The organism is Bdellovibrio bacteriovorus str. Tiberius (assembly GCF_000317895.1).
GTDB classification, from domain to species: domain Bacteria; phylum Bdellovibrionota; class Bdellovibrionia; order Bdellovibrionales; family Bdellovibrionaceae; genus Bdellovibrio; species Bdellovibrio bacteriovorus_F.
Genome location: NC_019567.1, coordinates 1607577 through 1633445, shown reverse-complemented (window position 1 = coordinate 1633445; position 25869 = coordinate 1607577). Strand labels below are relative to the sequence as shown.

The following is a 25869-nucleotide window of genomic DNA, read 5'->3' as shown; positions in this document are numbered from 1 at the left end:
CCCATACGGGTCAAGAGTATTTAAATACCCTGCGTAGAACGAACCCCCGGCCCGGCTCCAGACCAACAACGGCCAAAAGCTCGCCCCCCTCTTGGGCCAGAACCTGTATATACTGGTCCACATCGGGGTTGAAGGCTGAAATAAGCTGGGATCTCAGGTCATGGCTGATCTGGCCATTGCCCAGAAGGACCTTGTCCTGACCTTTGATTCGAATACGTTTCACCTGAGGCAAAGCCAGCTCCATGGGAACAAAAGCAGGGCCTAAAGAGCCGCCTTTGACCGAAGCTTCGATCTGCTCCAGGGTCTGAGCCTGGTCAATTTTATAGGGTGAGGACCATGTCCGGCGCAGGCCGCTCATCGCTGCCCCACAACCCAAGGCCTTACCCAGCAGGTCGATCCAGGTGCGGATATAGCTGCCCTTGCTGCATTTGATATCAAATTCAGCCCAATCAGCGCCGATTTCCACCGGCTCGACATCCCAGAACTTCATGACCTTCTTGGGAATGGCCACTTCCTGTTCGCCCCGGGCGTATTCGTAAAGTTTTTTACCTTGCACCTTGATTGCCGAGTAAATAGGCACTTCGACTTCCATTTCGCCCTGAAGCTTAAGGGCCTCGGACAAAATCAGTTCGCGGGTCAAATGACCGGTGGGAAGAGTTTCCAGGGTTTCACCCGTTGTATCCAGAGTGTCAGTGCGAATCCCGAACTGCGCACGCAGGCGGTAGCCCTTGTCACCTTCCAGGATGTATTGGCTGAGCTTTGTGCCCTCGTTCACCAGGCAGGCCATCAAGCCTGACGCCATCGGATCCAGAGTGCCGGAATGCCCGACTCCACGCGTGGAAAGAATACGGCGCAAACGCGCCACAACGTCATGGCTGGAGATCCCTGAAGGTTTATCCACCAGCAGCAGACCATTGAATTGATTTTTATTCGTCATCGGATTCGTCGGAACCTTCGCCAGGATTGTTGGCTTTGCGCTCAAGCTCCAGTTCATGAAGGATTTTTTCAACCTTCAACACCTGCTCGGTGGCGTGATCCAGATAGAAAGTCAGTTTCGGGCAATAGCGCATTTTCAGCTCTTTACCGATATAGTTCTGAATTTCAAAGGCACGATCCTGAAGAAGATCCAGCGCTTCATCCTGCTGTTTTTCATCTCCAAGAACACTGACATAAACTTTTGCCGCGCGAAGATCCGCCGGCATTTTCACAGAGGCCACCGTCACCAGGCCTGGCAACGGCGTTTTAAAACCACGAATCAGAAACTGAGCAATGGTCGCTTGAATTTCACGCTCGACGCGGGCAACACGGCGCCCATCACCCATATTCTTCATTAGTTAGCTCCGCCCTCTAGCTCGCGAGCCACTTCTTTTTTAACGAAGGCTTCCATCTGGTCGCCAACTTTAACGTCGTTGTAGTTCTCGATACCGATACCGCACTCATAGCCGGAAGCCACTTCTTTGGCGTCGTCTTTGAAGCGTTTAAGGGAGGCAATTTTGCCTTCGTATACAATTTTATTTTCACGCAGCAAACGGATGCTCGCGTTACGCTGAACTTTACCATCGATAACGAAGCAACCTGCAATCGTACCAACTTTAGGAACAGTGAACACGTTACGCACTTCTGCACGACCCAGAACTTCTTCGATGATATCCGGAGACAACAGACCGCCCATGGCGGCTTTCATCTGGTCGATCAGTTCGTACACGATAGAATACGTACGAACATCCACTCCCATCTGTTTTGCTTTCGCCTGTGCGCCCAGGTCCGGACGTACGTTGAAGCCCAGAACGATACCTTTTGCCGTGTTGGCAAGAACGATATCACCCTCGTTGATACCACCCACTGCAGAGTGGATGACACGAGCTTTAACTTCCGGAGTGGAAAGTTTCGCAAGCATTCCGTTGATCGCTTCCAAAGAACCATGCACATCGGCTTTCAACACGATCGCAAGCTCTTTCACGTCACCGGCTTTAACTTTCGCAAACACCTCATCCAGAGACAATTTAGCCGCCGGAGTCGCTGCTGCTTTTTCAGCCTGCTCTTTTCTCAATTCAGAAACCTTGGTCGCCGTGACTTCGTCTTTCACGATGTCGAACTTGTCACCGGCAGCCGGAACCGCCTCAAGACCCAGCACCTCAACAGGGATACCAGGACCCGCAGACTGAACGCGCTCACCACGGTCATTGGTCAATGAACGAACACGGCCCTTCATGACGCCAGCAACGATGTACTGACCCACTTCAACCGTACCGTCTTTAACCAGCAAAGTAGCCACAGGGCCTTTGCCTTTTTCCATTTTCGCTTCGATGACCAGACCGGTACCGGAACGTTTTGGATTTGCTTTCAATTCGGCCACTTCCGCAACCAATTTGATCTGCTCCAGCAATTCAGTGATACCCGTTTTCTTCAATGCAGAAACTTCGCAGAAGATCGTGGATCCACCCCACTCCTCAGGAACGATTTCAAGCTCAGTCAACTGTTGCTTGATACGCTCTGGGTTGGCGCCTGGTTTATCAATTTTATTCACAGCCACGATGATAGGTACGCCCGCTGCTTTAGCGTGGTTAATCGCCTCTTGAGTCTGAGGCATCATACCGTCATCCGCCGCCACCACGATGATCGCGATGTCAGTGGCATTGGCACCACGAGCACGCATTGCCGTGAAGGCTTCGTGGCCCGGAGTATCCAGGAATGTGATCAGGCTGCCGTCCTCGATTTTCACGCTGTATGCACCAATGTGCTGCGTGATACCGCCGGCCTCCCCTTTAGCCACGTCCGCATTGCGAATCGCATCCAAAAGGGATGTTTTACCGTGATCGACGTGACCCATAACAGTCACTACCGGAGGACGGATCACTGGAGCTGCTTCCAGATCACCAAATGCTGTTTGTTCAGCAACTTCGTCCGCCGTTTTAAATACGTTTTGTGCTTCCCAACCGAACTCTGGAACGATCAACGCGATCGTGTCGAAATCCAGATCCATGTTCATGTTGGCCATCACACCCTGTTTCATCAGCTCACGAACCAATTGAGGAGCCTTCAGACCCATTTCCATGGCAAGGTCGCTCAATTTCATAGTGTTATTCACCTTCACCACACGTTTGTGCGCGGAAGGAGTCGTGATCTGAGTTTTCATGGCGTCACGATCCAACAGGCCTTTTTTCTTTTTCGGCTGGAAGACCATTTCACGTTTACGGAACTCAACTGCATTGAAGCTGACAACAACTTCTTCTTTTTCACCCGCACCACGACCGGCCGCCGCTGGGCCTGCAGCCGGAGCTGGAGGACCGAAGGTGCGTTTGCGCTTGTCGAAGTCACGACCGCCACGGTCTGCACCTGCGTCCGCGATTGGTTCAGGCGGCTGGTTGGCTGCCACGAAACCAGTACGGATATTGCGCGTTGGCGCGCCACCCGCAGGACGGTTGAAGCCGCCCGGACGCTGACCGGTGAAGCTCGCACTGGCACCACGCTGTTCGCCACCAGCACGTGGAGTGAATCCACCTGCAGGGCGTTCGCCTTGAGGGCGCTGCGGAGCCTGGGATTGAACGCGGGAAAGATCCATGCGTCCGATGATATTTCTTTTAGGAGCGGAAGCCGGTGTTGCCGAGCTGGATACACCACTCGTGCCCACAACAACTTCCTTCTTGCGTGCCTGAGGAGCCGGAGCTTCAGGAGCTGGTGCCGCCGGAGCGACAGGAGCTTCTTTGGCAACCACTGGTTCTGGTTTTTCAACCGGAGCCGGCGCTGCTTCCTCTTTCACAGCTGCTTTAACAGGAGCTTTTTCTTCAACAGGGGCTGCTTCCACTTCCGGAGTTTCTTCAACTTCATCAGCTTCCGCTTTTACAGCCGGCTTTTTCACCACGACACGTGTGGTTTTAGGAGCCGCTGCCGCCTCTTCAACTTCGCCTTCAGGCTTCGCCACAACTTTGGCTTTTGGAGCCTCAGCAGGCACTTCGTCTTTTTTACGACGAATCACAGGAGTTTTTGCCGCCGCAGAAGCATCAGCCTCAGGAGCCGGAGCTGCTGCCGCAGCCGCCTTTTTCGGCGCCGCTTTGCGAGCCGCTGTCTTTTTTGGTTTCGCCTCGTCGCCGGCTTTTTCGCCGCCGCTGAGTTTAATTTTAATCTGCTCCAGAACATCGGGATCCAGCTCTGCCATGTGGCTCTTCACCGGCAAATGCCACTCGCGGATCTTGTCCATGAGCGCCAGCGGGGTCATCCCGATCTCTTTTGCAAATTCAAAAACCTTTGGATTACTCACTCAGTCTCCCTGCTTAGACCCCGGAACTTTCCGGGGCAGCCTGCCTCACCCTGAACTCTGCCAGGGCGGCGTTGTTGTTCTCTATCCAAATAACTAAATACTATTCTTCTTCAGCTTCGAGTTTTTTCAACTCTTGTTTCAACAGAAGATCAGCCTGCTCTTTAGCAGACACGTTGGAACCTTTGTCCTTGGCAACTGAAGGAGCGGTTGGAACCGGAACACCTTCAGATTCGTACTTCGCCATCAGGGCTTTGGCTTCGTTGGAAAGCTTTTCCGCCTTGTCTGGATCGTCGTAACCAGGAATTGTCATCAACTCATCAACAGCCGCCGTCGCCACCGCCTGGAATGAACCGAAGCCGGACTGGAAGATGTTCTGAGCCATAGTTTCACTCATGCCCGGGATCAACATCAAATTGAAGATGGATTCCGCAGTACGGGAAGCCGCTGAAGATTCAGAAATGATATCCAGTTTCCAAGTCGTCAGTTTCGCTGCCAGACGCACGTTTTGACCACGTTTACCGATAGCCAAAGACAATTGAGAGTCCGGAACAACGATTTCCATTTCGCGGTTGGCATCATCAAGGAACACGCGGGAGATTTCCGCAGGTGCCAAAGCGTTGCACGCGAAACGAGTGATATCCTCGTCCCAAGGAACGATGTCGATTTTCTCGCCACGAAGTTCCTGAACGATATTCTGAACACGGGAACCCTTCATACCCACGCAAGCCCCTACCGGGTCCACGGAGTTGTCTTTGGAACGAACCGCGATTTTCGCGCGCTGTCCTGGTTCACGAGCGGCAGCCATGATCTCGACAACACCGTCGTAGATCTCTGGAACTTCCATTTCGAAAAGTTTCATCAAATAACGTTCATCAGCGCGGGACATGATGATCTGAGGACCACGTGTCGTCTGACGAACTTCAGAAAGGTAACCCTGAATGCGATCGCCTGGCTTGTATTGTTCGCCCGGGATCTGTTCACGAGGCGGGATGTAAGCCTCAGTGCGGCCCAAATCGACAACGATCGCGCCTTTTTCAACACGACGTGCGATACCGGAAGCGATCTCACCTTTGCGCTCTTCAAATTCATTGAAGATGATGTTGCGTTCAGCATCACGCACTTTCTGCATGATGATTTGTTTTGCCGTCTGAGCAGCAATACGACCCAGGTCAGTGGCTTCCATTTTGATACCAATGGAATCATCCAATTGAACGTTTGGATCCAGCTTTTGCGCTTCGTCCAGAGGAATTTCAACTTCTTCATCGATGTACTTTTCACGAAGGACAACCTCTTTGAACTCAAACAGTTCAACTTCGCCAGTGTCTTCGTTGTAAGCAGCTTCGATCTCGCGGTAAGTACCGTATTTTTTACGTGCAGCTACCAGCATACCCTGAGTGATTGCATCGATAACAACCTGTTTGTCGATACCCTTGTCTTTTCCGACTTGATCAATCACCTTGGAAAGATCTGAAAACACATTTTCAGCCATGATTTTCCTCTCTCGTTACTTTTTCTGACCTTTAGTATATTCAAAAACCAATTTTGCCCTGTCGATCATCGCGTACGGGATTTTGATCTCCACGTCCTTCACAACAAAGCGAACACCCTGCTCGTCGGCGGATTCAAGAACCTCTTCGACGGTTTTGGCGCTCTTCCACTTTTTGTCTTCCACACCCATGGACTCCAGCGACTTGGTGGTTTTGATGTAAACCTTTTTGCCAATCGCCTTTTTGAAGTGCCATGGTTTTTTAAGATGGCGGTCCAGACCCGGAGTGGAAACTTCCAGATTGTACTCGCCACCAGGAATCATCTCTTCATCCGCATCCAGGATTTCGCTCAAGCCGCGGGACACGTTGGTGCAATCCTCAATGCTGATTGCGCCTTCTTCTTCTCTGTCGATAAAAAGACGAAGCGTGCGCCCCTTGCCCAAACCAACGAATTCGATATCATAAAGAACACAGCCCTGCGCGGCCGCTACGTCGTTGGCGATCTTTTCTACTTTTGCCATCCAAGATGGAGACTCTGACATTTCGTTCAATCCTAAAAATAAAATAAGCTCAAACAAGCCCCTAAGAACCTGTCTCAGCTACCTCGTCGCACATTTTGGGTCGACATATGGGAACTGCCCGGGCGGGGCCGGTACAAAAAAAAATGGGCCTGCGGGGCCCATTGAACGGATCCAAATTAACAATAAAATCGAAGAAGTGCAAGGGTTTATCTGAGCTGAGCCCTTGGGGGTCGGACAGGTCAGGATAGTGAGTACAAAATGGCCGTGGCCCCGTCCTTATAGTACCGGGGACGTCGACGAACTTCCGTAAACCCGAGTTTTTCATAGAGTTTTTGCGCCGAAACATTCTCTTCATGAACTTCCAACCACAGCGCCCGACCTTGACCCTTTGCGGCGATCATATGCTTCAACAGGTGCTCCATCAGCCCGCGACGGCGAAACTGAGGATGGGTTGCCACCAAAGAGATCTCCCAAACATCGGGGGTCTCGCGGTAAAGAACAAAACCCGTAAGAACCTCACCTTCAAATACACCGATGGCTTCAGCCGTGGCCAGTTCGGCCCCCAGAAGATCCTGAGGCCAGTAAAAAGACGGCATCAACCCCTGCTCGGCATGAATCGCCTCGACCAGGGCACGCATCGCGGGCTTTTGAGGCCCTTTCAGAACTTCCACATGCATAATTATTCCGCCACGAAATTTCGGACTTTGTATTTGCGCTGAATGACTTCAAACCAGGAACGGATGCGCTCTTCCAGCTGCTGCTGGGCCAAAAACGCCTTGATGTTGTCACGGAAATCCTCAAACGGAGAACTTCCGAACTTGGCGCGGTTTTTCTCGTAATAGGCCTGAGCTTCCTGATCAGTGATGATCCCGGTCATGGAGTTGGTTTTGAACTTCAGGAAGCTTTTGGCAATCAGCTTGCGCGTGGTGAAACGGCGCACTTCCGCGGAAGTGGGCTCAATCCCCGCCCAATAAGCACGACCCGCCACCGCTTTTTCAACTTTGACCACCGCCGCATCGACTTCCACATCAGGAACACTGGCGACATTGAAGTTTTCCGCTTCCAAAGCCACAACCTGCTCCAGCAACACCTGAGTCACGGCCCCAGAAAACTCGGGCTGCCCCGGGCGCACTTCCGGCAATGTGTTTTTGGGCAATTTAGAACTGGGCTCAAGAACCTGCCCAATCACCAAAGAAATCTGCACTTCACGACTGGTGACCACATAGTCAGACACCTGCCCCACCGTCTCCGTCACCAGAGTCGCCGCCTGAGCGTTCAATGCAAACAAAAGAATTAAAGAAAGAAAGCGCATAAAAAGACTATGCCGAAGAAAATGTCAGGAGTCCACAGACGAAGCACCCCTCCGAAAAAACACAACCCCCGCTTTTTAGGGCGGGGGCTGATAACCACTTGAGGAATTTAACTTCTTACTTTTCTAATTAGATTAGAAATTTACGCGTCCGACAATAGACATTACGTAATACTGCAGTTTTTCGATCGGAGTCCCGTACTGAGGTCCAGACATCCAGGTATTTTCCGCGTTTACACGGCTGGAAAGATTCCACATGTAACGGAAGTCCACACCCAAAGAGTACTTCGGAGAGAACTCAAGGTCCGCACCCACGATAGTACCGATATCCACCGCGTGAGAGTTCGCAGTCGTGTCGTTGTAGTAACCGTAGTTGTCGTTAGACCAGCTGAAAGATCTGTAAGAGTAAGACACCAAACCACCAATGACTGGCTTGATGATACCGCTGAACAACTGAACTTTCGCAGCCAACTGACCAGAGTACTGGTTCACGTCGATGTTGTTCGGAATCCAGGTGCTCGCGTTATTGTACGGATAGTTATTGTAACCGTTATAACCGTAACCACCAGAATAGTAACCTTGACCTTCAACTGTGTAGTTGGAGTAAAGGAAAGAACCCTCGATCACGAAGTTGTCATATTTGTTACCGAAAGCCACACCCAAAGAGTAGTTGCCTTTTACGTTCTTAACATCTGGATAGTCACCCACCCCGACGATACCAGCAACATACTTGGTTTCGATTGGAGCCAAAGCTGTGTCTTCTTCCACTTTCATGGCAGCAGCCAGTTCCTCACGAATGATGTCGCGGGTGTTTTCTTTCGGTTCTTCAACCTGCTGAACCTGAACAGGCTGTGCGTACACAGGCTGTTGAACAGCTTGAGGTTGTTGTTGCTGCTGTTCGTTCATCTGGTTGAACTTGTCACCAAATAGAACGTTAGCGCGTTTTTTCTCATCTTCCATACGGGAAGATTCAAGTTTTTCAACAATGCGTTGCTCAGTCTGCATCTCAGCGTCCTGACGAGCACGACGGATTTGTTCCGCGCGGCTTTCAGTCAGCGGAGAAGCCTCAATAATAGTTGTAGGCTGCTTCTGGATTTGTTGCTGTTGCAACTGAGCTGTGGAAGTCGGTGTCGCCTGATTCAAAATATAAATAGGCTGACCGCTTACCGGCGCGGTGTTGGCAATTCCAGCCTGGGCAGCTGGAGCAGCAGGTGCTGTTTGGCTTGAATACATTTGATCAAGCTCAGCATCAACATCGCTTTCAATACTTTGAGCAAGAGCAAACGTCGGTGCGATGCTCAAGGCTGCAAGTATATAAAAATACTTCTTCATAGGATCTCCTCGTGGTTCTGGTTATATAAAAAACCTTTTATCACTGGTCGCATAAAGCAAGCCTGATGCCAACGGCGCCAAAATGCGTCGCCAGCGTCTAAGTTATTGATATCCCCGGTGTCTCGGGAACACCCCCAAAAACCGCCAAATCCGGCTGTGACGAGAATTGTGACAACTTCCAGTACGCTTTCTGAAATTCTTGCAAACCAGGGTCATTGTGCCCCCGACTATGGATAAATTTGGTAAAACTTCGGATCGAACAAGTCCGGCGATGCCGGAGTGTAGACATTATATAAGGAGATTTCCGGATGTCCCCTGCTCTATTCCTTCGTTCCTCTGCAGTTCTTCTGTCTCTTTCTCTTATTAGTGCCTGTGGCGGATCTGGCGGCGGCAGTGAACTAAAAGCAGAACCTTCGAACTGTGAAGTATCCGGTCAGTCTTTCGGTATCGTGAATGGCCAGACCCTGGCGTCCGGGAATGAACTTAGCAAATCAACTGTCATGGTCATTCATAGAAACTATAAAGAGGAAGTCAGCATTTGCACCGGGACTCTGGTGGCAAAGAATAAAGTTTTGACAGCAGCTCACTGTATTTCCTCCTTTGGCGGCCAGACGGTTATTGCCTTCTCTAACAGTGTAAGCTGTGCGGCTTCTGCGCCGAAAAGAACGGTTCGTGCGGTGACGGACACGGCGGTACCTGATGCTTATTCCTATTGGAACAAAACAGACTTCAACAATGCATCAACGGATCTGGCTGTCTTGAAATTCACGGGCAGCATTCCTGAGGGTTATGAAGTTCGCTCCTTGCCGACAAAATCCTATAATATAGCCAACGTCGACCGCCTGGTTATGACGGGCTATGGTACCACCGCTGAAAAAGGTGAAGATTCCGGCACCCTGCGCTTCACCACCTCCCCTTCATCCAATGTTCTGGGCACCAGCTTCTATCTGGCGTTGGTTGGTAAAACGGTTTCTGTTCCAAAAACCATCATCGTTGACCAGGCCAATACCGGCGTTTGCACCGGTGATTCCGGCGGTCCGCTTTACAATCAAGTGGGTTCAGACCTGACCCTGGTGGGAATCACCTCCATGGGTGTCGACAACCGCGCCACCGACGAAAAGAAAGTCCGCGTCTGCCACGGCGTCGCCCTGTTCACAGACGTCCGCGAACACCTGGATTGGATCAACGAAAAAATCCGATCTCTGTAATCGGCTCTGCCGAGGAGGCAGAAGTGCCTCGGCACTTCTGCTGGACTTAGCTCAAATATTAAGCAAAAAGGGGCTATTTGAGCCCCTTTTTCATTTTTTATTTAAAAAGAACTTGTCAGTTCCGGGCAAATTCAATACAAAAGACGTCTCACTGCGGGTGTGGTGAAATGGTAGACACAGAAGATTCAAAATCTTCCGCGAAAGCATGGGGGTTCAAGTCCCTCCACCCGCACCAATCTTTCCCCTTTAAATTCTTCGGACACATCCTCGCTCTTGCTTTTTGATTCTGGCTTCGCACTGGCGTTTTGCTTCGCTGTGGAACTTGAATTTAAAGGGGAAAGATTGGGTTGCTGGGGCTCTCGGTTTGCGGGGACGTGGTCCCCGCTTTGATTGAACGATTTTCTGATTATTACCTTGAAACAGAACAATTCTTCATCGGAGGGGTGCCCAGAATCTGGGTTAGATCCTGTCCTTCTTTAAATCGGATCTTCATGATGTAAATTGAGTTGAAGGCGGCGTTGAAGATTTCCTGGGCCTTTACCACACTGTCTTGCGCTGACAGGATGGCGCGATCTGAGAGCACGTGGTTGGCGGAAAACTCGTTCACCGACTGATATCTTCTGATGCGTCCCACTTCGGATTCCAGAATATTGTTCGCCATCGTCAGCTCTTCATTCTGTCCATAGTTGGCATTCTGAAATTCGCCGTTCTGATCCAGACGGAACAATTCGATATTTTCAATATCCTTGGCATACATCACATCCACATCAAGTCCCACGCGGACATCACTTAAAATCTGCATGTTCGAATTTCTGACTGGCAGATACCCACACTGCGTACTCAATGAAACCGCACTGACAGCGCGTGATGGCACGTAAATCGAAAATGGTGCGACCGCAGGAAGGTTGTCGCAGTTGTAGCGGTCCAGACACTCTTCTGCTCGCGAGCGGATCTCGCTGATCCTGGTTTCAAGAGCTGCGGCCTTGGGTTCAAAGTACACCGTGTAAAGCGCTCTGCTGACCCGGGCTTGCATGCCTTTGACTTCGGTCAGCAGTTCTTCGTGCTCAAAAATCCAGTCAGCCAGCACTTTCAACTGCTGCCATTTTTTCTGTCTTGGACGAATGTTTTCTGCCCCCTCGAAAATATCCAGGGGCTTTACCACATAGGCAAACACCGGGGAATTCTCGATGGTAAAGCTTCGGAAGTATTTCTCTGCGGCATTTTTAATGCTTTGCAGATCATCCACCGCGATTTCACTGGCAAAAACACCCAGCGCATCCGCCCCTTGCCCGCCGACCGAAACCACCTTCACTTCAACCGAACCAATCTTGTCCAGCTTGCGGATGAATTCTTTGTACTGAACATTCAGATCCCCGCCGAAATTCAGTTTGGGAACTTTCAGTTTGTTCTTCAGATCCAGAATCTGTTCTTTAATGTCTTCAGTGCGGGAGTTCTTCACGTGAATCAGCACCACCACCTTGGATCGGTGAATCTCTTCAGAAACAAAGTGCGTTCCGCATCTTCTTAAGACTTCCTGCCATTTGCCGTTATCCAGCAAAGTCTGATACTCGGGCTTCAGGGATTCTTCTGTCAGGCCTTTGCGACCATAGGAAAATTCCGCCGTCAGCGCAAAATTCAGACTGTTCTTGCTTTCCAGAAACTTATGAATCACCCGGTAGGAATTCTGACTGTCAAAATTCACGGCCTTGATTGTGCCCGCCGCATTCAGCTGAACATCAAAATTCATTTTTCTTTCCAGCTCACTGGAAGTCTCAATCATACTAAGATCAAACGAGGTAGAAACCGGCGTATTGCCATCCAGCCATTCACGATCCGTGCTTTTAACACAGTTTGCTTTGGCTCTGTCGGGGTGATCCATATCCACCCCGGCGCCCAGCCTCAAAGAACCATTTTCACTGTAACTGATTGTCTGCGCGAACGACTGCATCGATACCAACAACACCACAAAAATAATTTTTTTCATAAATTTTGTCCTGTCCTTTACGGAAGTTTCATTCTGAGGATTTTCAGGTTCTTTTCTGTTCCCAGCTCTGGCAGCTTGTCGAAATAGTCCTCAGGAACCGATTTCACAAATTTGAATTTCGGATCCAGAATTTTGACGCCAGCCAAACCGTCCTGCCCCAGGCGCCCTTGTGGACCTGCCAGTCCCGGCTTGCCATCAAGACCTCTCTTGCCATGGCGACCGTTATCACCTTCACAAGGGGGAATCTGACAACTTGAGGTCACCAACGCCGTACCTGAAGCGCCGCCCTTACCGCCATCGCCCCCTTTGCCACCGACACCACCTTCGCCACCCATGCCTGGCTGACCTCCGGGGCCTCCGCGGTTGTCGAACTCATCTCCGGTCAGTTCCAGCGTGTTGAAGATTTCAGCCACATACAAAGCGATCTTACCGCCGTTGCCTCCTCGGCCCCCGTCACCACCCGCGCCACCATTGCCACCATTGCCGCCGTGTCCCCCATCACCACCGTCACCGCCATCGCCCGAGCGATTCCAAATAGCGTATTTCTGATTCCCACCGCGACCGCCATCGCCACCGACGCCACCGTTACCACCTTGTTGGCCTCGGCCGCCTTTACCGCCAGTTCCGCCTTCACCCCCAACAGCGCGGATGCGAAAGCCAATGGTTCCTTCGATCCGGTTGATTTTCAAAACGATATCAGAAGCATGAACACCCGAATCACCCGGAGCACCATTGTTACCATCACGGCCATCCATCCCGTTGTAACCATGCTGACCTCGGCCTCCGTCTTCTGGAGAATCCGTCAGGCTGCCGCCACTGCCATTGCCCCCTCGGGCACCGGCAGAACCATCATTGGCAAGCACCAGCACGGCCGGGGCAAATTCCCCCTGCTGCCCTTTTGCTCCGCGAATGCTTTCCACATTCATAAAGCCGTCGATCGAATCGGCAACAATCTGCAAATTGGATTGAGTCAGAATTCTTCCGCCGTTTCTGAATTCAATTCGCTTGCAGATCAAATCAACATTCAAAGGCGCCTGGCGCAGGTCCTCATTCTTGCGAGTGAATTCCACGTCACCGTTGATCACGAGCGTTTCATCCTGACCGCAAAGAAATTTTTGCTCTTCCAGCAGCACGCGGGTTCTTTCGGAAGGGTCCCCCAGAATCCGGGCCCATGCAGGATCCGCAAAAGTCACTACCGCCGCCAAAGGTATCAAATTTTTAAAAACATTTTTCATAGTCATTTTCCCTGTTAAAATTGAAAGCTCTCAATCGAGACATCGTTTGAAATATAAATCTCTGCCTTGGTAACAAGCCCCTCGCGGCCTTCAACACCGGGACGGCCCTCTTGACCATCTTTGCCATCCTGACCTTGCATTCCCGCACTGCCAACAAGGCCCGAGCTGCCACCGTGACTGAAGACCGAACCGTCTCCACCATCACCGCCGTCACCGGCAAGGCCACCACGGCCACCTTTGCCTGCAAGGCCTTTGGCTCCGCCCGGTCCGCCCTTACCACCAGCAACCAGCACATTGATGTTGTCGTTTACTTTCACCATGTCCATAAAGCGCGGCTTCACCACGACAACCACCAGACCGCCGTCACCGCCTTTGCCTCCATCTCCACCAAAGCCCCCGTTACCACCGTTGCCTCCGGCACCGCCCGCGCCACCGTGACCACCACGACTGGCTTTGCGATCCCACTTTGCTCCGCCGCCACGGCCGCCTTTACCACCATTGCCACCTTGTCCGGCGTCCTGAGCATTCAGACCTTTCAGTCCCTTTAATCCCACACCACCACTGGCAACAATTTCCACCCCACTGCACAGGTCCACACTTTCAAATTGCATGAAAAGTTTATGGGCATTCAGTCCCGCAACCCCGGGAGCCCCGTTGTCACCGTTGCGACCATTCGCCCCGGCTCCGCCGGATGCCCCTGCGCCACCATCAGAGCTGGGCGTGGATTTTGGAATTCCCCATTTTATTTTTCCACCGGCATCCCGGCCATTGCCCCCGGCGCCACCATGACTGCCATTGGCGGCAGAAACACCGGCACAAGTCATCAAAGTGCATCTTTTAAATGGCTCCACTTGATCAGGATTGTTTTTTAGTTCTGTGAGGGAAACAATCCGGTTTGCGTGATCTATTTCCGCTGAAAGATTCAGCGCCGCCACATCCAGCATTTGCACGCGCGAGGATTTCATCACCTCGGCCACAACAAGACGCGCATTTTGAGCATAGAAAATCAGGGCGTTATTTCGAACCGTCAGTTTGCCGATTTCCGCCAGGTACTGAGACGGGTTTTCAGGCAGCACCAAAAGTGTGTCTTCCTTAATCAGAAGATCCTCGCCCTGAAGACCGGCCCACAGAGGCTTTGCAGCCTTGGCACGCTCTTGAAGGAACGGCAGTTGTTCAGCCAAGGTTTCGGCTGTCCACTTCGATTGGTACCGGTCATTCAGACACAAGGGCGCTGAGTAGGCTTGCACCTGAGTCAGAACCAACAACCCGAAGATCAATTTGGAAAACTTCATAAAAACTCCTCATACGATTCATTTCGCATGAGAAGCTTTTTACAGAATTCAGAAAAAATCCGCGAAGTCCGGTTGGTTAAAACGGATGGGTTTCAGTTTACTTTTGGTAAAGTCAGTATTCGTACCAGTCTATATTAAGGCAATAGCCGACTTCAGGACTTCCCTCGCGCGATAAGTTGATGATTTCCTTGATGTTTGCACGCAGATAGTCCCGGATCTTCTGGGCCCCCTCGGCGGACAAGGACATGGGGCTTGTATAGTGAACATGGGGGTCTTTGTAAAAATCCATCTTGGAAATGGCTCGCTGTCGCCAGTTCTGGTGGTGCCTTAGAATCATCGGATGGGTGGAATCCAGGTGCGTAAAACCCTGCTTATAAAAAAGCTGCCCGTTCTTTCTTTCACACAGGCCCACTTCGATCAAAAACTGAATGGCCGTGTCCACCTTTTCCAAAGGCACGCCCAGCTTTTCAGCGATGGTTTTCAATTCTTTTCCCACCGGGGTCGGCAGCAGATTACGGACTCCGGTATATAACCACGAAGAATAGTACGTGGCCTTGTCCACATCACTCAGAACCACATCTTTGGGAACCCGGGCACTGATGGATTTGGCTTCTGCCTGCAGCACCTGGATCTTGCCTTTGATACGCGACTGAAGCTTGACCGAGCCTGCCCGTCCCAGCTCGATCATCAGCATAAAAACATCCGTTTCTTTGTCGCCAAAACCAAAGAACGCCGCAGCTTCCAACCCCTGTTCGGAAGAAAGATTCTTTTCACCTTTCAGGATCTGCGAAAACAGCGAGGTGCTGATTCGCATGGCTTCAACAAGTCTTCCGCGGTACTTCTTGTCCGTGCGCTCCTGTGATTGCAGAACATCTTTAAAGAAAAGCCTGTAGTCGTCGTAGTTATAAATATCCAGCATGCTGCCAGTTTACTAACGGTAAACAGAGCCCGACCTGTTTTTCGGCTTTTCAGCCAAAAATCAAGACCTTGCTCCTGTCTCATCTTGAGATTTCGGGACCTTTGGTGAGGCACGGTGATTGCTCCTCAATCCGGCAGGAGTCGAATATGACCGTGCAAGCATCACGAAACAAATTCTATTTGCGCCTTATGTCCTGGCTTCTGTGCGGCTTCATGACGTTTATCGTCGCCTGTCAACCCAGTGATCACACCAGCACCGGCCCTACTGAAACCAGTGGCGGCGGCGGAAACACCGGCGATGGCGGAGGCGGCACCGGATTTAACTCCAAAATGTACGAACAGTACATCACCAAACTTGAAACCCTGGACATCTGGAAAACAGAAATCAGCAAGGTTCTGGAAAGAACCACATCACTCAATCCGGCTCTGCTGAATGTACTGCAAAAGAAAACCTGGATTTTTGTGCCCCAGAAATTAAATCGCATCGACGCCGAAAAAATGGGGATGGAATTCCGAGCCAAGGACTATGAACAGTATGCCTTTCAAACTCAAGGTGAAGTCTGGATCGACTCTTCCGCCTTCAACACCCTGTCCCCTGAAACCCAAGCCTATCTGATTTTCCATGAGACCATCATGGACTTGTACGTGTTATCCAAAGTGCGTAAAATTGCGGATAAAAATCCGGAAGAATTCGTGGCTTTTAAAACAGTCTTCTGCTCACGCATAAAAGATCACTACTTTGACCGTGATCTGTGTCGCGAGTCGTTCACCGTCAAACCCAAATCTTTGTACTCGGTCCTGACTGCCACCGACTATCCCGTCATCCGAGAAGCGACTCACCTTCTAATGGATGCATCGTCAAAGAAAACCTCGGACGAGATTTTCGTACATCTGATCGGTCTTGGCTTTGACGAAAGAATCATGGGTTCCGCGCTGCGAATGGACATGGCGGAAGACAATGGCGCCAAAGATTTGAAAGATCTTATCTTCTGGATCGAAGACAAGAATATCAAAGAAACCTGCGTCAACAAAGATCTGGAAAACAAATCCGAGAAGGAACAGAAATGCTCACTTCATTTAAGCGCCGACAAAAAGTCAGTTGTGATCCGAAACGGTGAGGCTTCGTTCATTTTTCAGCTTCCTGTCTCGGAAAGCGGCCTGGGATTTAAAACCAGGAACATCGTTACCAACGAATCTTCAGTCCGGTATTCCTATTGGGCCCCACAACCCGAAGATGAATATGGCATGTCGGCCTTGGTTCCCCAGGAAATTCTGATCTCCTATTCTAAGACAGGACAGCCAGCCTCAGTAAAGTTTGAAGTGAACAATGGTTTTGCAGCGGGGAGAATCTGGATATTCTCGAACATATTCTCTTTGGAACCTGGGTCAGGTTTTAACTTTGGCAAGGATGAATAATCTCCATAATTCCCTAATGTACTGATGCAAGCGCTGCCAGGGTTCTATGGAATGAATCCAGTGATTTCGCATCGCACTTTCTTTCGATCCGCCCTTGCAGTTTATCAAAGTAAGAAATCACTTCCACCGCAGTCCGTGCCCCCTTCGGGGTTAAATCCAGCACATATCCTCTGGCATCTGAATCGTGGATGGACCTTTTCAGCAATTTCTTTTTTTCAAGCGCACGAATGCTATGGCTGACATTTGCTTTGGGAATGCCAAAGGCTTCCTTCAGCTGGGTTGGGCGCGCAGCCTTGTCGTTTTCAAAGAAAATCGCCACCAGAATCAGGGCGTCCATCATTCCAAGCTCATGGCCGGCAAGGCCCTCGCTGACCTTCTGAAAAATGGCATTGCCAGCAACAACAATCTGAAAGCTCGGGTTCTGATTCAGGAACTTTTCTATCTTCATGGATCGAATATATTGTTTCATATTAAACTATTCAATATGAAACAATAGCCTTGAAACCTTATTTGCTGTTCTTTTCACCAGGAGAAAGTGGCATCTTTGTTTCATGACCAAACTTCACAGCATGGCCCTGTTGCCGCAGATATCATCAAAGCTCTTTACAAACCCAACAACCGCAGCAATCACCTCGACCGTGGCAGGATCTGTCCTGCTGGCGCTCATAGCACAAATAAATATCCATCTCCCATTCACCCCGGTGCCGATCACTGGTCAGACTTTTGGAGTTGCACTGCTGTCACTGCTGTGGGGACGAAAGCTTGCGACGGCCAGCATGGCTCTTTACCTAGTTGAAGGTGCCGCGGGACTTCCCGTATTTGCCCAAGGTAAGGCTTTCTTAACCATGGGCCCTACCGTTGGGTATCTACTGGGAATGCTTCTGGCCACGTGGTTCGTGGGTGGCATGGCGGACCGGGGCTACACAAAGACATTTAAAGGCGCGCTAGCCTCGGCGTATCTGGGATCGCTCCTGGTTTTTACTGTCGGAGCACTCGGTCTGTCATTCTTCGTTCCCTTCAACCAGCTCCTGGCACTTGGCGTATTGCCTTTTCTACCCGGAGACCTTTTGAAGAACACCCTGGCGGCGGCAACGGCCTCTGCCTTGTCCCGCCGAGGTACAAGTGATTAAGGTGCTGACAACCGGCCTGTTCTGGGGCGCCACCGCCTTGAGTGCCCCGAAGATCGCTTTCTTCGAAGCCCGCGATGCTCAGGGAAATCTGGTCACGATGGAAAAAGGCGGACGCTATCTACATGTCGCCATTTCCGTCGGAGACAAGTGGCTGCATGCACATCCCTATTGGGGTGTACAACTGGTGAACTTACTCAGTGACATTGGCGATCCTGCCTTGATAGTCACCCAAGAAGCAGCACCCGACTTGACCGAAAAAGACATCAAACAATATCTCCATCAAAAATACGACACATCCTATTCCTGGGCAGCCAAAGATAAAACATATTGTTCAAAGTTGTTAGCACAGATTCTGAATCTGCCGCCGACACCCATGCGATTTTCTGGCAGCATCTGGAAAAATCGGAATTCAACTGCCCCGACAGAACTGGGCATATCCCCTGACGACATTTATCGTGAACTAAAATGGCGTGGCTATCGTCCCTGGTCCAACCGCTGTGAAAAGCTGTTTGTTCCTTAGAAATAACACAGACTGATGGCAAAACCATGTAAAGCCACAGTGAAGTCATTCATATTTGGTCAATTTTTGATCAAACTAACGTGGGATTAACCGAATCAAGTTATTCTGAAAGCGCATGACGCTTTTTGAATGGTTTCGGAATAAAGGCGCGCGGTACTTTCTTTCAGAGTCCGAAAAGACTTTGCTGGATCGATTTGAAATCAGTGAACAACGCACGCGCACGATTCTGGATTCGACTTACAATGCCTTTATCGGAATGAACAGCGAAGGTTTGATCACTGACTGGAATCTTCAGGCGGAAAGAACCTTCGGATGGAAGCGCACCGAGGTGCTGGGAAAAGAGCTTTCTGAAATCGTCATCCCCCACAAATACCGTGAAGCTCACAAAAAAGGACTGGCGCACTATCTGAACACAGGCGAAGGCCCCGTTCTGAACAAACGCATGGAAATCACCGCCCTTCACCGTGAAGGCCACGAGATTCCAGTTGAAATGACCATCTTCCCGTTCGAGCATAAAGGAAAACACCTGTTTGGTTCTTTCCTGCATGATATCTCGGAACGTAAAGCTACTGAATCCAAGGTCCGCAACTTATATCAGGAAATGGAACAAAGAGTGCAAGAACGCACTCAAGAGCTGGCCCTGGCAAACAAACAACTGAAAGAGGACGCCAACATCCGCCAGCGCCTGTACGAACAGGCCCAAACGGCCAATCGGCTCAAAGACGAATTCCTGGCCACGGTTTCACATGAACTGCGCACCCCTTTAAATGTGATTCTGGGACACAGTGATATTCTGAAAGATCCCGCCACTTCCACTGAAGAAGCGCAAGCCTCTATCAACGCCATTCACCGCAACGCCCAGATTCAAGTGCAGATCATCAGCGATCTGCTGGATGTTTCTCGCATCATTTCCGGCAAACTGCAGCTGCATGTGAAACCCATTGATGTCGAGTCTGTGGTGGAGGCTGCCTATGAAAGTGTGCAGATCGCCGCCAAATCCAAAAATATCAAAGTCCGCGTCGAGGGAACTGAACGCGTCAAAGCCGTCGGTGGAGATCCTGAAAGATTGCAGCAAGTTTTATGGAATCTGCTTTCCAACGCCATCAAATTCACCCCGAAAGGGGGCAACATCACGGTCAAACTTTCCAATGTGGAATCACGCGTACAGATTGATGTGATTGACAACGGCAAAGGGATTGATCCGGATTTTCTTCCCTATGTGTTTGAACGCTTCCGCCAGGAAGACGCCACCACCACGCGCCGCTATGGCGGCCTGGGGCTGGGGCTGGCGATCGTTCGTCATATCGTCGAAGGCCATGGCGGCACGGTGGCTGCGACAAGTGCCGGTCCTAATCAAGGGGCCAAATTCACAGTGTCTTTACCCGTGCTTGCAGCACAACTGCACGAGGGTTTCACAACCAGTCACTTTGGTTACGAAAACTTTGTCGAGACCAACCCTGAACATCCAAAAACTCTGGATGAAGTCCGCATCATGATTGTTGATGACGACGCCGACACCCGAAATTTATTAAGCGTGGTTTTGAAAAAATCAGGCGCCAATGTCGTCACCGCCGACTCGGCCCAAAAGGCGTTTGATCTCTATCAGGTGTTCAATCCCCAGATTCTACTCAGCGACATCAGCATGCCGGATATTGACGGCTACAGTTTGCTTAAAATGATTCGCACTTTACCCAACACCGAAAACCTGTGGGCCGTGGCACTGACCGCCCATGCACGACCCGAAGAACATGAACGCGCCCTGGCTGCCGGATTCCATGTGCACATCGCAAAGCCGGTGCAAACTTCTGAACTGATCAACACTATTTCGGATCTGCTCACCGCTGGTGACAAGAACAACCCCCTAATCGATCGCACATTGTAATGTTCATTTTCGTCCGCACTTTTTCACATCCATGGGGATTAATACTTCATTGTAATTATTCAATTCATCTCTTTTGACTTAGAGTTTCTGCTTCATTTTTGCAAAGAGGTAGAAATTCATGAGCGTAAAAATTCCGACAACTCCGATCCCCTGCCAAAACTTTGTCAGCGGAAAGTTTCTAAAAGGTTCCGGCCCTGCGATGGATGTCGTCAGTCCTTATAATGGACACATCATCGGCGGCCTTCATGCCTCCACCGCAAAAGACATTGATCAGGCCGTCAGGGAAGCTCACGAAGCGCAAAAATCCTGGGCGGACGTACCGTTGAAAGAACGCACTAAAATCATGTTCAATTTCCGCCAGATTCTGATGCGAGATCTGGATGAAATCGCTCACCTGAAAAGTTCTGAATCCGGAAAAACCTTCGCTGAAGGCAAAGCCGGTCTTATGAAAGGCATCGAGGTTCTCGAATTTGCCCTGTCCCTGCAAAACATGGATCTGGGTGGAAAGATGGAAGTCTCTCGCGGAGTCAGTTGCGAATTCCGTCGTGAACCGTTGGGCGTCATCGCCAATATCACTCCGTTCAATTTCCCGGCAATGGTTCCGATGTGGACCATCCCTATTGCTCTGACTTTGGGGAATGCCTATATCTGGAAGCCTTCTGAAAAAACCCCGCTGACGTCGATGAAAATCGCTGCCGCCCTTCAGGAAGCCGGATTGCCGGATGGTTTGTTCCAGGTGCTTCACGGCGGCAAAGACACGGTGGATGCAATCATTGATCACCCGCAAGTCAAGGCGGTGGGCTTTGTCGGGTCTACAAAAGTGGCACAGCATGTTTATCAGCGTGGCACAGCCCTGGGAAAACGAGTGCTGGCCCTGGGTGGCGCTAAAAACCACATCGTGCTTTTGCCGGATGCAAATCCTGATCTGACCGGACCTGGCATCAGTGACTCGTTCACCGGATGCGCGGGTCAGCGCTGCATGGCCGCCGCGGTGGTTCTGGCCGTGGGTGACGTCGATCATCACATTCAAAAAATCATTCAGCGCGCACAGTCCCTGGTTCTGGGAAAAGACATGGGGGCGATCATCACCAAATCCCAGGTGCAATTCCTAAAAGACGCCATCACCCGCGCCGAAAAAGAAGGCGCGAAGATCCTGCTGGATGGCCGAAACACTCCGGCTCCGGCGGGTTTGGATCAGGGTCACTGGATGGGTCCGACGATCATGGACAATGTCGCTCCCAACAGCGAAGCCGCGACCCTGGAATATTTCGGTCCGGTTCTTAGTATCATCCGCTGCCGCGACATCACTCATGCGATGCAAATTGAAAACAGCAATCCTTATGGCAATGCCTGCTCGGTGTTCACCTCCAGCGGCAGCCTGGCTGAAAAAGTCATTCGCCAGGCCTCCACAGGCATGGTGGGTGTGAATGTCGGGGTTCCCGTACCGCGTGAACCGTTCTCTTTCGGCGGCGTCAATGCCTCCAAGTTCGGCCATGGCGATATCACGGGCACGCAGTCCCTGGATTTCTGGTCCAACACCAAAAAAGTAACCATGAAATGGGAAAAACAAGACGACAACAACTGGATGTCTTAAAAAAGGATTTATAAGATGAAAAGAGCAGCCCACGTTATTCTGACCTCTCATTCCAGCCAGGTGTTCAAGGACAGCCTGCCAATTCACTGGGGAGTCAAAAACCCCATGCACCGCGGTCCCGTCATTGGTTCATTGACCGACGTGAAACAAAGAAATGCCATCGGGACTCACAGCGGTTCCTATGCTGTTTACCGTGCGCTTTCCATTGCGCAAGGGTCTTATTCAACCACTCACAAACCTGATCTGCACAACACCGACAGTCCGGTGCGCATGGGGCCTTTCCCGTCCTGGTCCGACCCGGACAAAATCGTGTCCATTGATCCCTGGGGACTGGATATTCCTATTCACTTCAAAGATCTTTACGAAGCTGGGTATGACATCCGCCCGACTATTGCGGTGACTCAAGCCCATTTGCAGATTCCCGAAATCCATCAGGCCATTGATGCCGGCCGCTTGAAAGTGGATGGCAAAATCGTTTTGGAAAACAAAGACATCAAGGTCACCAAGGTCGCTCTGGAGCCTGTCTGGTACCTGCCAGGAATCGCCAAGCGCCTGAATGTTGACGAAGGCGACTTGCGCAAGATCCTGTTCCAGGAAACCGGAGGCATGTTCCCGGAACTGGTGACCCGTCCGGATCTTAAGGTCATGCTGCCACCTATCGGCAGCACGACTGTTTATATCTTCGGAAACCCGCAGGATCTGTCGAATGAAAAAATCGAACTGACCTGCCGGGTGCATGATGAATGCAATGGCTCGGATGTGTTTGGTTCAGATATCTGCACCTGCCGACCTTACCTGATTTACGGCATTGAAGATGCCGCCAGAACCGCCCAGCGCGGCGGTGTGGGGTTGATCGCTTACTATCGTAAAGAAGGCCGCGCCCTGGGCGAAGTCACCAAGTTCCTGGTTTACAATGCCCGGAAACGTCAGGTTGGTGGCGATTCAGCGTCCACTTACTTCCACCGCACCGAATGTGTGGCCGGGGTTGAAGACGCCAGATTCCAGGAACTGATGCCGGATATTTTGCATTTCTTTGGCATCACCAAAATCCACAACCTGCATTCCATGAGCAACATGAAATACAACGCCATCGTGAAAAGCGGCATTGAAGTCGTCAACCGCATTTCCATCCCGGCTGAACTGATTCCGGCCGATGCGCAAGTAGAAATCGAAGCCAAGAAAGCCGCGGGTTATTTCAATCCGGGCGAAACCAAAACTACCAAGGAACTTGAAACAGTTCTGGGGAGACCCATCGATGAATAACTCTCACACCTATTCGGCCCAGGATCTGGATTTTCTGCTGTCCCCTTTGGCCATCCGTCAAAGTGCAGAAAAGATTTTAGAACTGACCAAATCAGGCCAGACGCATTTCCACTATCACGATGATCAGTTTGAACCCGTTGTGGACTATGTGATTGAAGTGATCCGCCAAAATTACCCCGCCCTGGAAATCCCTTTCCATTCACGCTGGGGGCACTTCCGCGCTGGTGGCATTGATCGCGTGAAAATCCTGCAAGAGCAGATTCAAAACTTTGACGCCCTTGAAAAAGCCCGCATCAAGCTGGATCTGGTGATCACGTCGGTGTTGCTGGATGCCGGCGCCGGAAACGTCTGGTCTTTCCATGAACAGAGCACGCAAAAAGACTTTGCCCGCTCGGAAGGACTGGGTGTTGCGAGCTTCTATCTTTTCATGGAAGGCGCCCTTTCTGACAACGCAGACAAACCCCTGCAAGCCACGGCCAAGGGTCTGCAGAACCTGACAGCGCAAAAGATTTCAGAAGTGTTCCAGGTCAGTCCCCAGAATCCTTTGGTGGGTGTTGAGGGTCGACTGTCCCTGTTACGAAACTTGGGTAAAACCATCACTGACAAAAAAGACCTGTTCCCCGGTGGACGTCCCGGCAGTCTGGTGGACTATCTGCATTTGCGCTATGGAAAGAAATTGACCGGACCTCAGCTGCTGCGTGCGGTGCTGGATGGACTGTGTGAAATCTGGCCCGGCCGTGTGAAGGTGGCGGGCGTGAATCTGGGCGACATCTGGAACTATTCCAAAGTTCCCGGGGGCCTTGCCGCCTTCCACAAACTGTCTCAGTGGATGACCTATTCTTTGATTGAACCGCTATTGGAGGCCGGCTTTGAAATCACCGAAGTCGAAAAACTGACCGGACTTGCTGAATATCGCAATGGCGGTCTGCTGCTGGATCGCGGTCTGATTTCACTGAAAGATCCCGGCATGGCAGAACAAAGCCATCGTCCGGATTCAGAGCTGATCATTGAGTGGCGTGGCCTGACGGTGTCTTTGCTGGATCGTATTGGTCAGCAGGTTCAGACCAAGCTGAACAAGTCCCCGTCTGAATTCCCGCTGGCAAAAGTTCTGGAAGGTGGTACCTGGTGGGCCGGTCGCAAGGCCGCGAAAGCTTTGCGTGCGGACAGTTCGCCTCCGCTGAAAATTGAAAGCGACGGCACTGTTTTCTAAGGTTTATTTTTTAAGGAGTATTTTGTGAGTTCAAAAGTCAAAGTCATCGACCATCCCCTGCTTCGTCACAAGCTGGGTTATCTGCGCGATAAAAACACCTATTCCCAGGACTTCCGCGAGATCGTCAAAGAAATCTCGAAAGTTCTGGTTTACGAGGCCATGCGCGACTGGCAGCACCTGGAAAAGATCGCCATTGAAACCCCGATCGCCAAAACCGAAGCTCAGCGCATTGTGCGCGCGCCGGTGGTGGTTTCCATCATGCGTGCTGGAAATGGCATGCTGGATGGCGCCCTTTCCATGCTGCCATTTGCAAGCACCGGATTTATCGGCATCTATCGCGACAAATTCATCCACAACACGGTGGAATACTATTTCAAGATGCCTCAGGACATCAAAGGCAAGGACGTGCTATTGTGTGATCCTTTGATCGCCACCGCCGACACCATGATTGCCGCAATTGACCGTCTTAAGAACTATGGCGTCGGTCAAATCAAAGTTATCAGCATTCTGACCAGCCAAACGGGCCTGGACAAAGTTCATCACTATCATCCGGATGTTGAAGTCTATACGGTCAACATTGAAACCGAGATGAATGAAATGGGTTATCTGGTGCCGGGCCTGGGTGATGCCGGGGACCGTCTGTTCCAAACCAAGTAGGTGTTATGAGTCGTCCCCACATTATCGGAGTCGCTGGCGGCAGCGGCTCTGGCAAAACATACTTCGCCAAAGAACTGCAAAAGATGCTGGGCTCTGAAAACTGCAGCATTCTTTATCAGGACAATTACTACATCGACCAGTCCGATCGTTTTGATGGTGATGGGGGCTCGGTGAACTTCGATCACCCGCACGCTCTGGACTTTGCCCTGCTGGCACGGGGCCTTCAGACCCTTAAAATGGGCCAGCCCCTGCATGTGCCGATTTATGATTTTGTCACCCACTCGCGTAAACGCGAAACCCTGCTGGAAAGCCCCAAAAAGGTCATCATCGTCGATGGGATCTTGATCCTGCACTCGCTCGAGGTCCGAGCCGAGCTGGACGAGGCCGTCTTTTTTGACACCCCCGAAGACCTGCGCTTTCAACGCCGTCTGCACCGCGATGTGCATGAACGCGGGCGCACCCCGGAAGGCGTCAAAAGGCAGTTCGAGCTTCAGGTCAGACCCATGCATGACGAGTTCGTAGAACCCTCTAAAAGGCATGCCCAAACCATTGTGACGGACTCAGGGGACTATCACGCGGTACTTTCACAGATTTCGCACCGTTTGCAAAACACCCTGCCCGCACGGTAATCGCGGGCCCGTCATTCATTGAGC

General features: G+C 51.1%; 23 protein-coding genes and 1 tRNA gene. 11 read left to right on the top strand and 13 right to left on the bottom strand.

All coding sequences use genetic code 11. The features are described from left to right. Positions 1-10: 10 nt before the first annotated feature. From truB to BDT_RS07750, 8 genes are all read right to left on the bottom strand, one after another. On the bottom strand, positions 11-994 hold the full coding sequence (truB, locus tag BDT_RS07785) for a tRNA pseudouridine(55) synthase TruB (protein ID WP_235046306.1): 984 nt from the start codon (positions 992-994) through the stop codon (positions 11-13). Beyond that, positions 927-1331 (bottom strand): 30S ribosome-binding factor RbfA, encoded by a 405-nt coding sequence (gene rbfA / locus BDT_RS07780; RefSeq protein WP_015090696.1) that lies wholly within the window; start codon positions 1329-1331, stop codon positions 927-929. The genes truB and rbfA overlap by 68 nt, the downstream gene beginning before the upstream one ends. Further along, a complete protein-coding gene (gene infB / locus BDT_RS07775) occupies positions 1331-4258 on the bottom strand; it encodes a translation initiation factor IF-2 (protein WP_015090695.1) in 2928 nt (975 codons plus the stop codon). Before infB ends, rbfA begins: the two co-directional genes overlap by 1 nt. Positions 4259-4358: 100 nt before the next feature. Continuing rightward, the gene (nusA, locus tag BDT_RS07770; protein ID WP_015090694.1) at positions 4359-5747 is read right to left on the bottom strand and encodes a transcription termination factor NusA; all 1389 of its coding nucleotides are present in this window, start codon (positions 5745-5747) and stop codon (positions 4359-4361) included. A gap of 15 nt (positions 5748-5762) precedes the next feature. Then, entirely contained in the window at positions 5763-6266 is a 504-nt protein-coding gene (gene rimP, locus BDT_RS07765; protein WP_015090693.1) for a ribosome maturation factor RimP, read from the bottom strand. Positions 6267-6505: 239 nt separating this feature from the next. Next, positions 6506-6943: a GNAT family N-acetyltransferase gene (locus BDT_RS07760; RefSeq protein WP_041577385.1), complete on the bottom strand. Its 438-nt coding sequence runs from the start codon at positions 6941-6943 to the stop codon at positions 6506-6508. 2 nt (positions 6944-6945) lie between these two features. After that, positions 6946-7578, bottom strand: a complete 633-nt coding sequence (locus tag BDT_RS07755) for a hypothetical protein (protein WP_015090691.1) — start codon at positions 7576-7578, stop codon at positions 6946-6948. Between the two features lie 132 nt (positions 7579-7710). After that, complete coding sequence (locus BDT_RS07750) at positions 7711-8907, bottom strand: hypothetical protein (RefSeq protein WP_015090690.1); 1197 nt, start codon at positions 8905-8907, stop codon at positions 7711-7713. A 308-nt stretch (positions 8908-9215) separates the two neighbouring features. Here BDT_RS07750 and BDT_RS07745 point away from each other — a divergent pair, with 308 nt between their 5' ends. Together BDT_RS07745 and BDT_RS07740 are read left to right on the top strand one after the other, a co-directional pair. Beyond that, positions 9216-10115 (top strand): S1 family peptidase, encoded by a 900-nt coding sequence (locus tag BDT_RS07745; RefSeq protein ID WP_015090689.1) that lies wholly within the window; start codon positions 9216-9218, stop codon positions 10113-10115. Positions 10116-10268: 153 nt separating this feature from the next. Further along, positions 10269-10350: transfer RNA gene (locus BDT_RS07740), tRNA-Leu, on the top strand. 174 nt (positions 10351-10524) lie between these two features. Here BDT_RS07740 and BDT_RS07735 read toward each other — a convergent pair. From BDT_RS07735 to BDT_RS07720, 4 genes are all read right to left on the bottom strand, one after another. Continuing rightward, the gene (locus BDT_RS07735; RefSeq protein ID WP_015090688.1) at positions 10525-12099 is read right to left on the bottom strand and encodes a hypothetical protein; all 1575 of its coding nucleotides are present in this window, start codon (positions 12097-12099) and stop codon (positions 10525-10527) included. A 17-nt stretch (positions 12100-12116) separates the two neighbouring features. Beyond that, positions 12117-13334: a hypothetical protein gene (locus BDT_RS19475; RefSeq protein ID WP_015090687.1), complete on the bottom strand. Its 1218-nt coding sequence runs from the start codon at positions 13332-13334 to the stop codon at positions 12117-12119. A 14-nt stretch (positions 13335-13348) separates the two neighbouring features. Further along, positions 13349-14626, bottom strand: coding sequence for a hypothetical protein (locus BDT_RS19470; RefSeq protein ID WP_015090686.1), 1278 nt, complete (start codon positions 14624-14626; stop codon positions 13349-13351). Positions 14627-14738: 112 nt separating this feature from the next. Continuing rightward, positions 14739-15545 (bottom strand): TIGR02147 family protein, encoded by an 807-nt coding sequence (locus BDT_RS07720; protein ID WP_015090685.1) that lies wholly within the window; start codon positions 15543-15545, stop codon positions 14739-14741. A 146-nt stretch (positions 15546-15691) separates the two neighbouring features. Here BDT_RS07720 and BDT_RS07715 point away from each other — a divergent pair, with 146 nt between their 5' ends. Further along, on the top strand, positions 15692-16960 hold the full coding sequence (locus BDT_RS07715; RefSeq protein ID WP_235046303.1) for a hypothetical protein: 1269 nt from the start codon (positions 15692-15694) through the stop codon (positions 16958-16960). 13 nt (positions 16961-16973) lie between these two features. Here BDT_RS07715 and BDT_RS07710 read toward each other — a convergent pair whose 3' ends face one another. Then, complete coding sequence (locus BDT_RS07710; RefSeq protein ID WP_015090683.1) at positions 16974-17429, bottom strand: MarR family winged helix-turn-helix transcriptional regulator; 456 nt, start codon at positions 17427-17429, stop codon at positions 16974-16976. 82 nt (positions 17430-17511) lie between these two features. Here BDT_RS07710 and BDT_RS07705 point away from each other — a divergent pair, with 82 nt between their 5' ends. The 8 genes from BDT_RS07705 (at position 17512) to udk (ending at position 25845) form a co-directional block, all read left to right on the top strand. Beyond that, entirely contained in the window at positions 17512-18090 is a 579-nt protein-coding gene (locus BDT_RS07705) for a biotin transporter BioY (protein ID WP_051026286.1), read from the top strand. Then, positions 18083-18610, top strand: a complete 528-nt coding sequence (locus BDT_RS07700) for a hypothetical protein (protein ID WP_041577381.1) — start codon at positions 18083-18085, stop codon at positions 18608-18610. The genes BDT_RS07705 and BDT_RS07700 overlap by 8 nt, the downstream gene beginning before the upstream one ends. A 115-nt stretch (positions 18611-18725) precedes the next feature. Continuing rightward, a complete protein-coding gene (locus BDT_RS07695) occupies positions 18726-20492 on the top strand; it encodes a hybrid sensor histidine kinase/response regulator (protein WP_015090681.1) in 1767 nt (588 codons plus the stop codon). A gap of 118 nt (positions 20493-20610) precedes the next feature. Continuing rightward, positions 20611-22086, top strand: coding sequence for a CoA-acylating methylmalonate-semialdehyde dehydrogenase (locus BDT_RS07690; protein ID WP_015090680.1), 1476 nt, complete (start codon positions 20611-20613; stop codon positions 22084-22086). A 15-nt stretch (positions 22087-22101) separates the two neighbouring features. Further along, positions 22102-23349: a GTP cyclohydrolase II gene (locus BDT_RS07685; RefSeq protein ID WP_015090679.1), complete on the top strand. Its 1248-nt coding sequence runs from the start codon at positions 22102-22104 to the stop codon at positions 23347-23349. After that, on the top strand, positions 23342-24559 hold the full coding sequence (locus BDT_RS07680; protein WP_015090678.1) for a URC4/urg3 family protein: 1218 nt from the start codon (positions 23342-23344) through the stop codon (positions 24557-24559). The genes BDT_RS07685 and BDT_RS07680 overlap by 8 nt, the downstream gene beginning before the upstream one ends. Before the next feature lie 24 nt (positions 24560-24583). Continuing rightward, on the top strand, positions 24584-25216 hold the full coding sequence (gene upp, locus BDT_RS07675; protein ID WP_015090677.1) for a uracil phosphoribosyltransferase: 633 nt from the start codon (positions 24584-24586) through the stop codon (positions 25214-25216). Between the two features lie 5 nt (positions 25217-25221). Beyond that, complete coding sequence (gene udk, locus BDT_RS07670; protein WP_015090676.1) at positions 25222-25845, top strand: uridine kinase; 624 nt, start codon at positions 25222-25224, stop codon at positions 25843-25845. The last annotated feature ends 24 nt before the right edge of the window (positions 25846-25869 follow it).

Coding starts and splice junctions, on each gene's coding strand:
- truB (WP_235046306.1), bottom strand. CDS start 994: ATGAACTGGAGCTTGAGCGCAAAGCCAACAATCCTGGCGAAGGTTCCG.
- rbfA (WP_015090696.1), bottom strand. CDS start 1,331: ATGAAGAATATGGGTGATGGGCGCCGTGTTGCCCGCGTCGAGCGTGAA.
- nusA (WP_015090694.1), bottom strand. CDS start 5,747: ATGGCTGAAAATGTGTTTTCAGATCTTTCCAAGGTGATTGATCAAGTC.
- rimP (WP_015090693.1), bottom strand. CDS start 6,266: ATGGCAAAAGTAGAAAAGATCGCCAACGACGTAGCGGCCGCGCAGGGC.
- BDT_RS07760 (WP_041577385.1), bottom strand. CDS start 6,943: ATGCATGTGGAAGTTCTGAAAGGGCCTCAAAAGCCCGCGATGCGTGCC.
- BDT_RS07755 (WP_015090691.1), bottom strand. CDS start 7,578: ATGCGCTTTCTTTCTTTAATTCTTTTGTTTGCATTGAACGCTCAGGCG.
- BDT_RS07750 (WP_015090690.1), bottom strand. CDS start 8,907: ATGAAGAAGTATTTTTATATACTTGCAGCCTTGAGCATCGCACCGACG.
- BDT_RS07745 (WP_015090689.1), top strand. CDS start 9,216: ATGTCCCCTGCTCTATTCCTTCGTTCCTCTGCAGTTCTTCTGTCTCTT.
- BDT_RS07735 (WP_015090688.1), bottom strand. CDS start 12,099: ATGAAAAAAATTATTTTTGTGGTGTTGTTGGTATCGATGCAGTCGTTC.
- BDT_RS19475 (WP_015090687.1), bottom strand. CDS start 13,334: ATGAAAAATGTTTTTAAAAATTTGATACCTTTGGCGGCGGTAGTGACT.
- BDT_RS19470 (WP_015090686.1), bottom strand. CDS start 14,626: ATGAAGTTTTCCAAATTGATCTTCGGGTTGTTGGTTCTGACTCAGGTG.
- BDT_RS07720 (WP_015090685.1), bottom strand. CDS start 15,545: ATGCTGGATATTTATAACTACGACGACTACAGGCTTTTCTTTAAAGAT.
- BDT_RS07715 (WP_235046303.1), top strand. CDS start 15,692: ATGACCGTGCAAGCATCACGAAACAAATTCTATTTGCGCCTTATGTCC.
- BDT_RS07710 (WP_015090683.1), bottom strand. CDS start 17,429: ATGAAACAATATATTCGATCCATGAAGATAGAAAAGTTCCTGAATCAG.
- BDT_RS07705 (WP_051026286.1), top strand. CDS start 17,512: ATGACCAAACTTCACAGCATGGCCCTGTTGCCGCAGATATCATCAAAG.
- BDT_RS07695 (WP_015090681.1), top strand. CDS start 18,726: ATGACGCTTTTTGAATGGTTTCGGAATAAAGGCGCGCGGTACTTTCTT.
- BDT_RS07690 (WP_015090680.1), top strand. CDS start 20,611: ATGAGCGTAAAAATTCCGACAACTCCGATCCCCTGCCAAAACTTTGTC.
- BDT_RS07685 (WP_015090679.1), top strand. CDS start 22,102: ATGAAAAGAGCAGCCCACGTTATTCTGACCTCTCATTCCAGCCAGGTG.
- BDT_RS07680 (WP_015090678.1), top strand. CDS start 23,342: ATGAATAACTCTCACACCTATTCGGCCCAGGATCTGGATTTTCTGCTG.
- udk (WP_015090676.1), top strand. CDS start 25,222: ATGAGTCGTCCCCACATTATCGGAGTCGCTGGCGGCAGCGGCTCTGGC.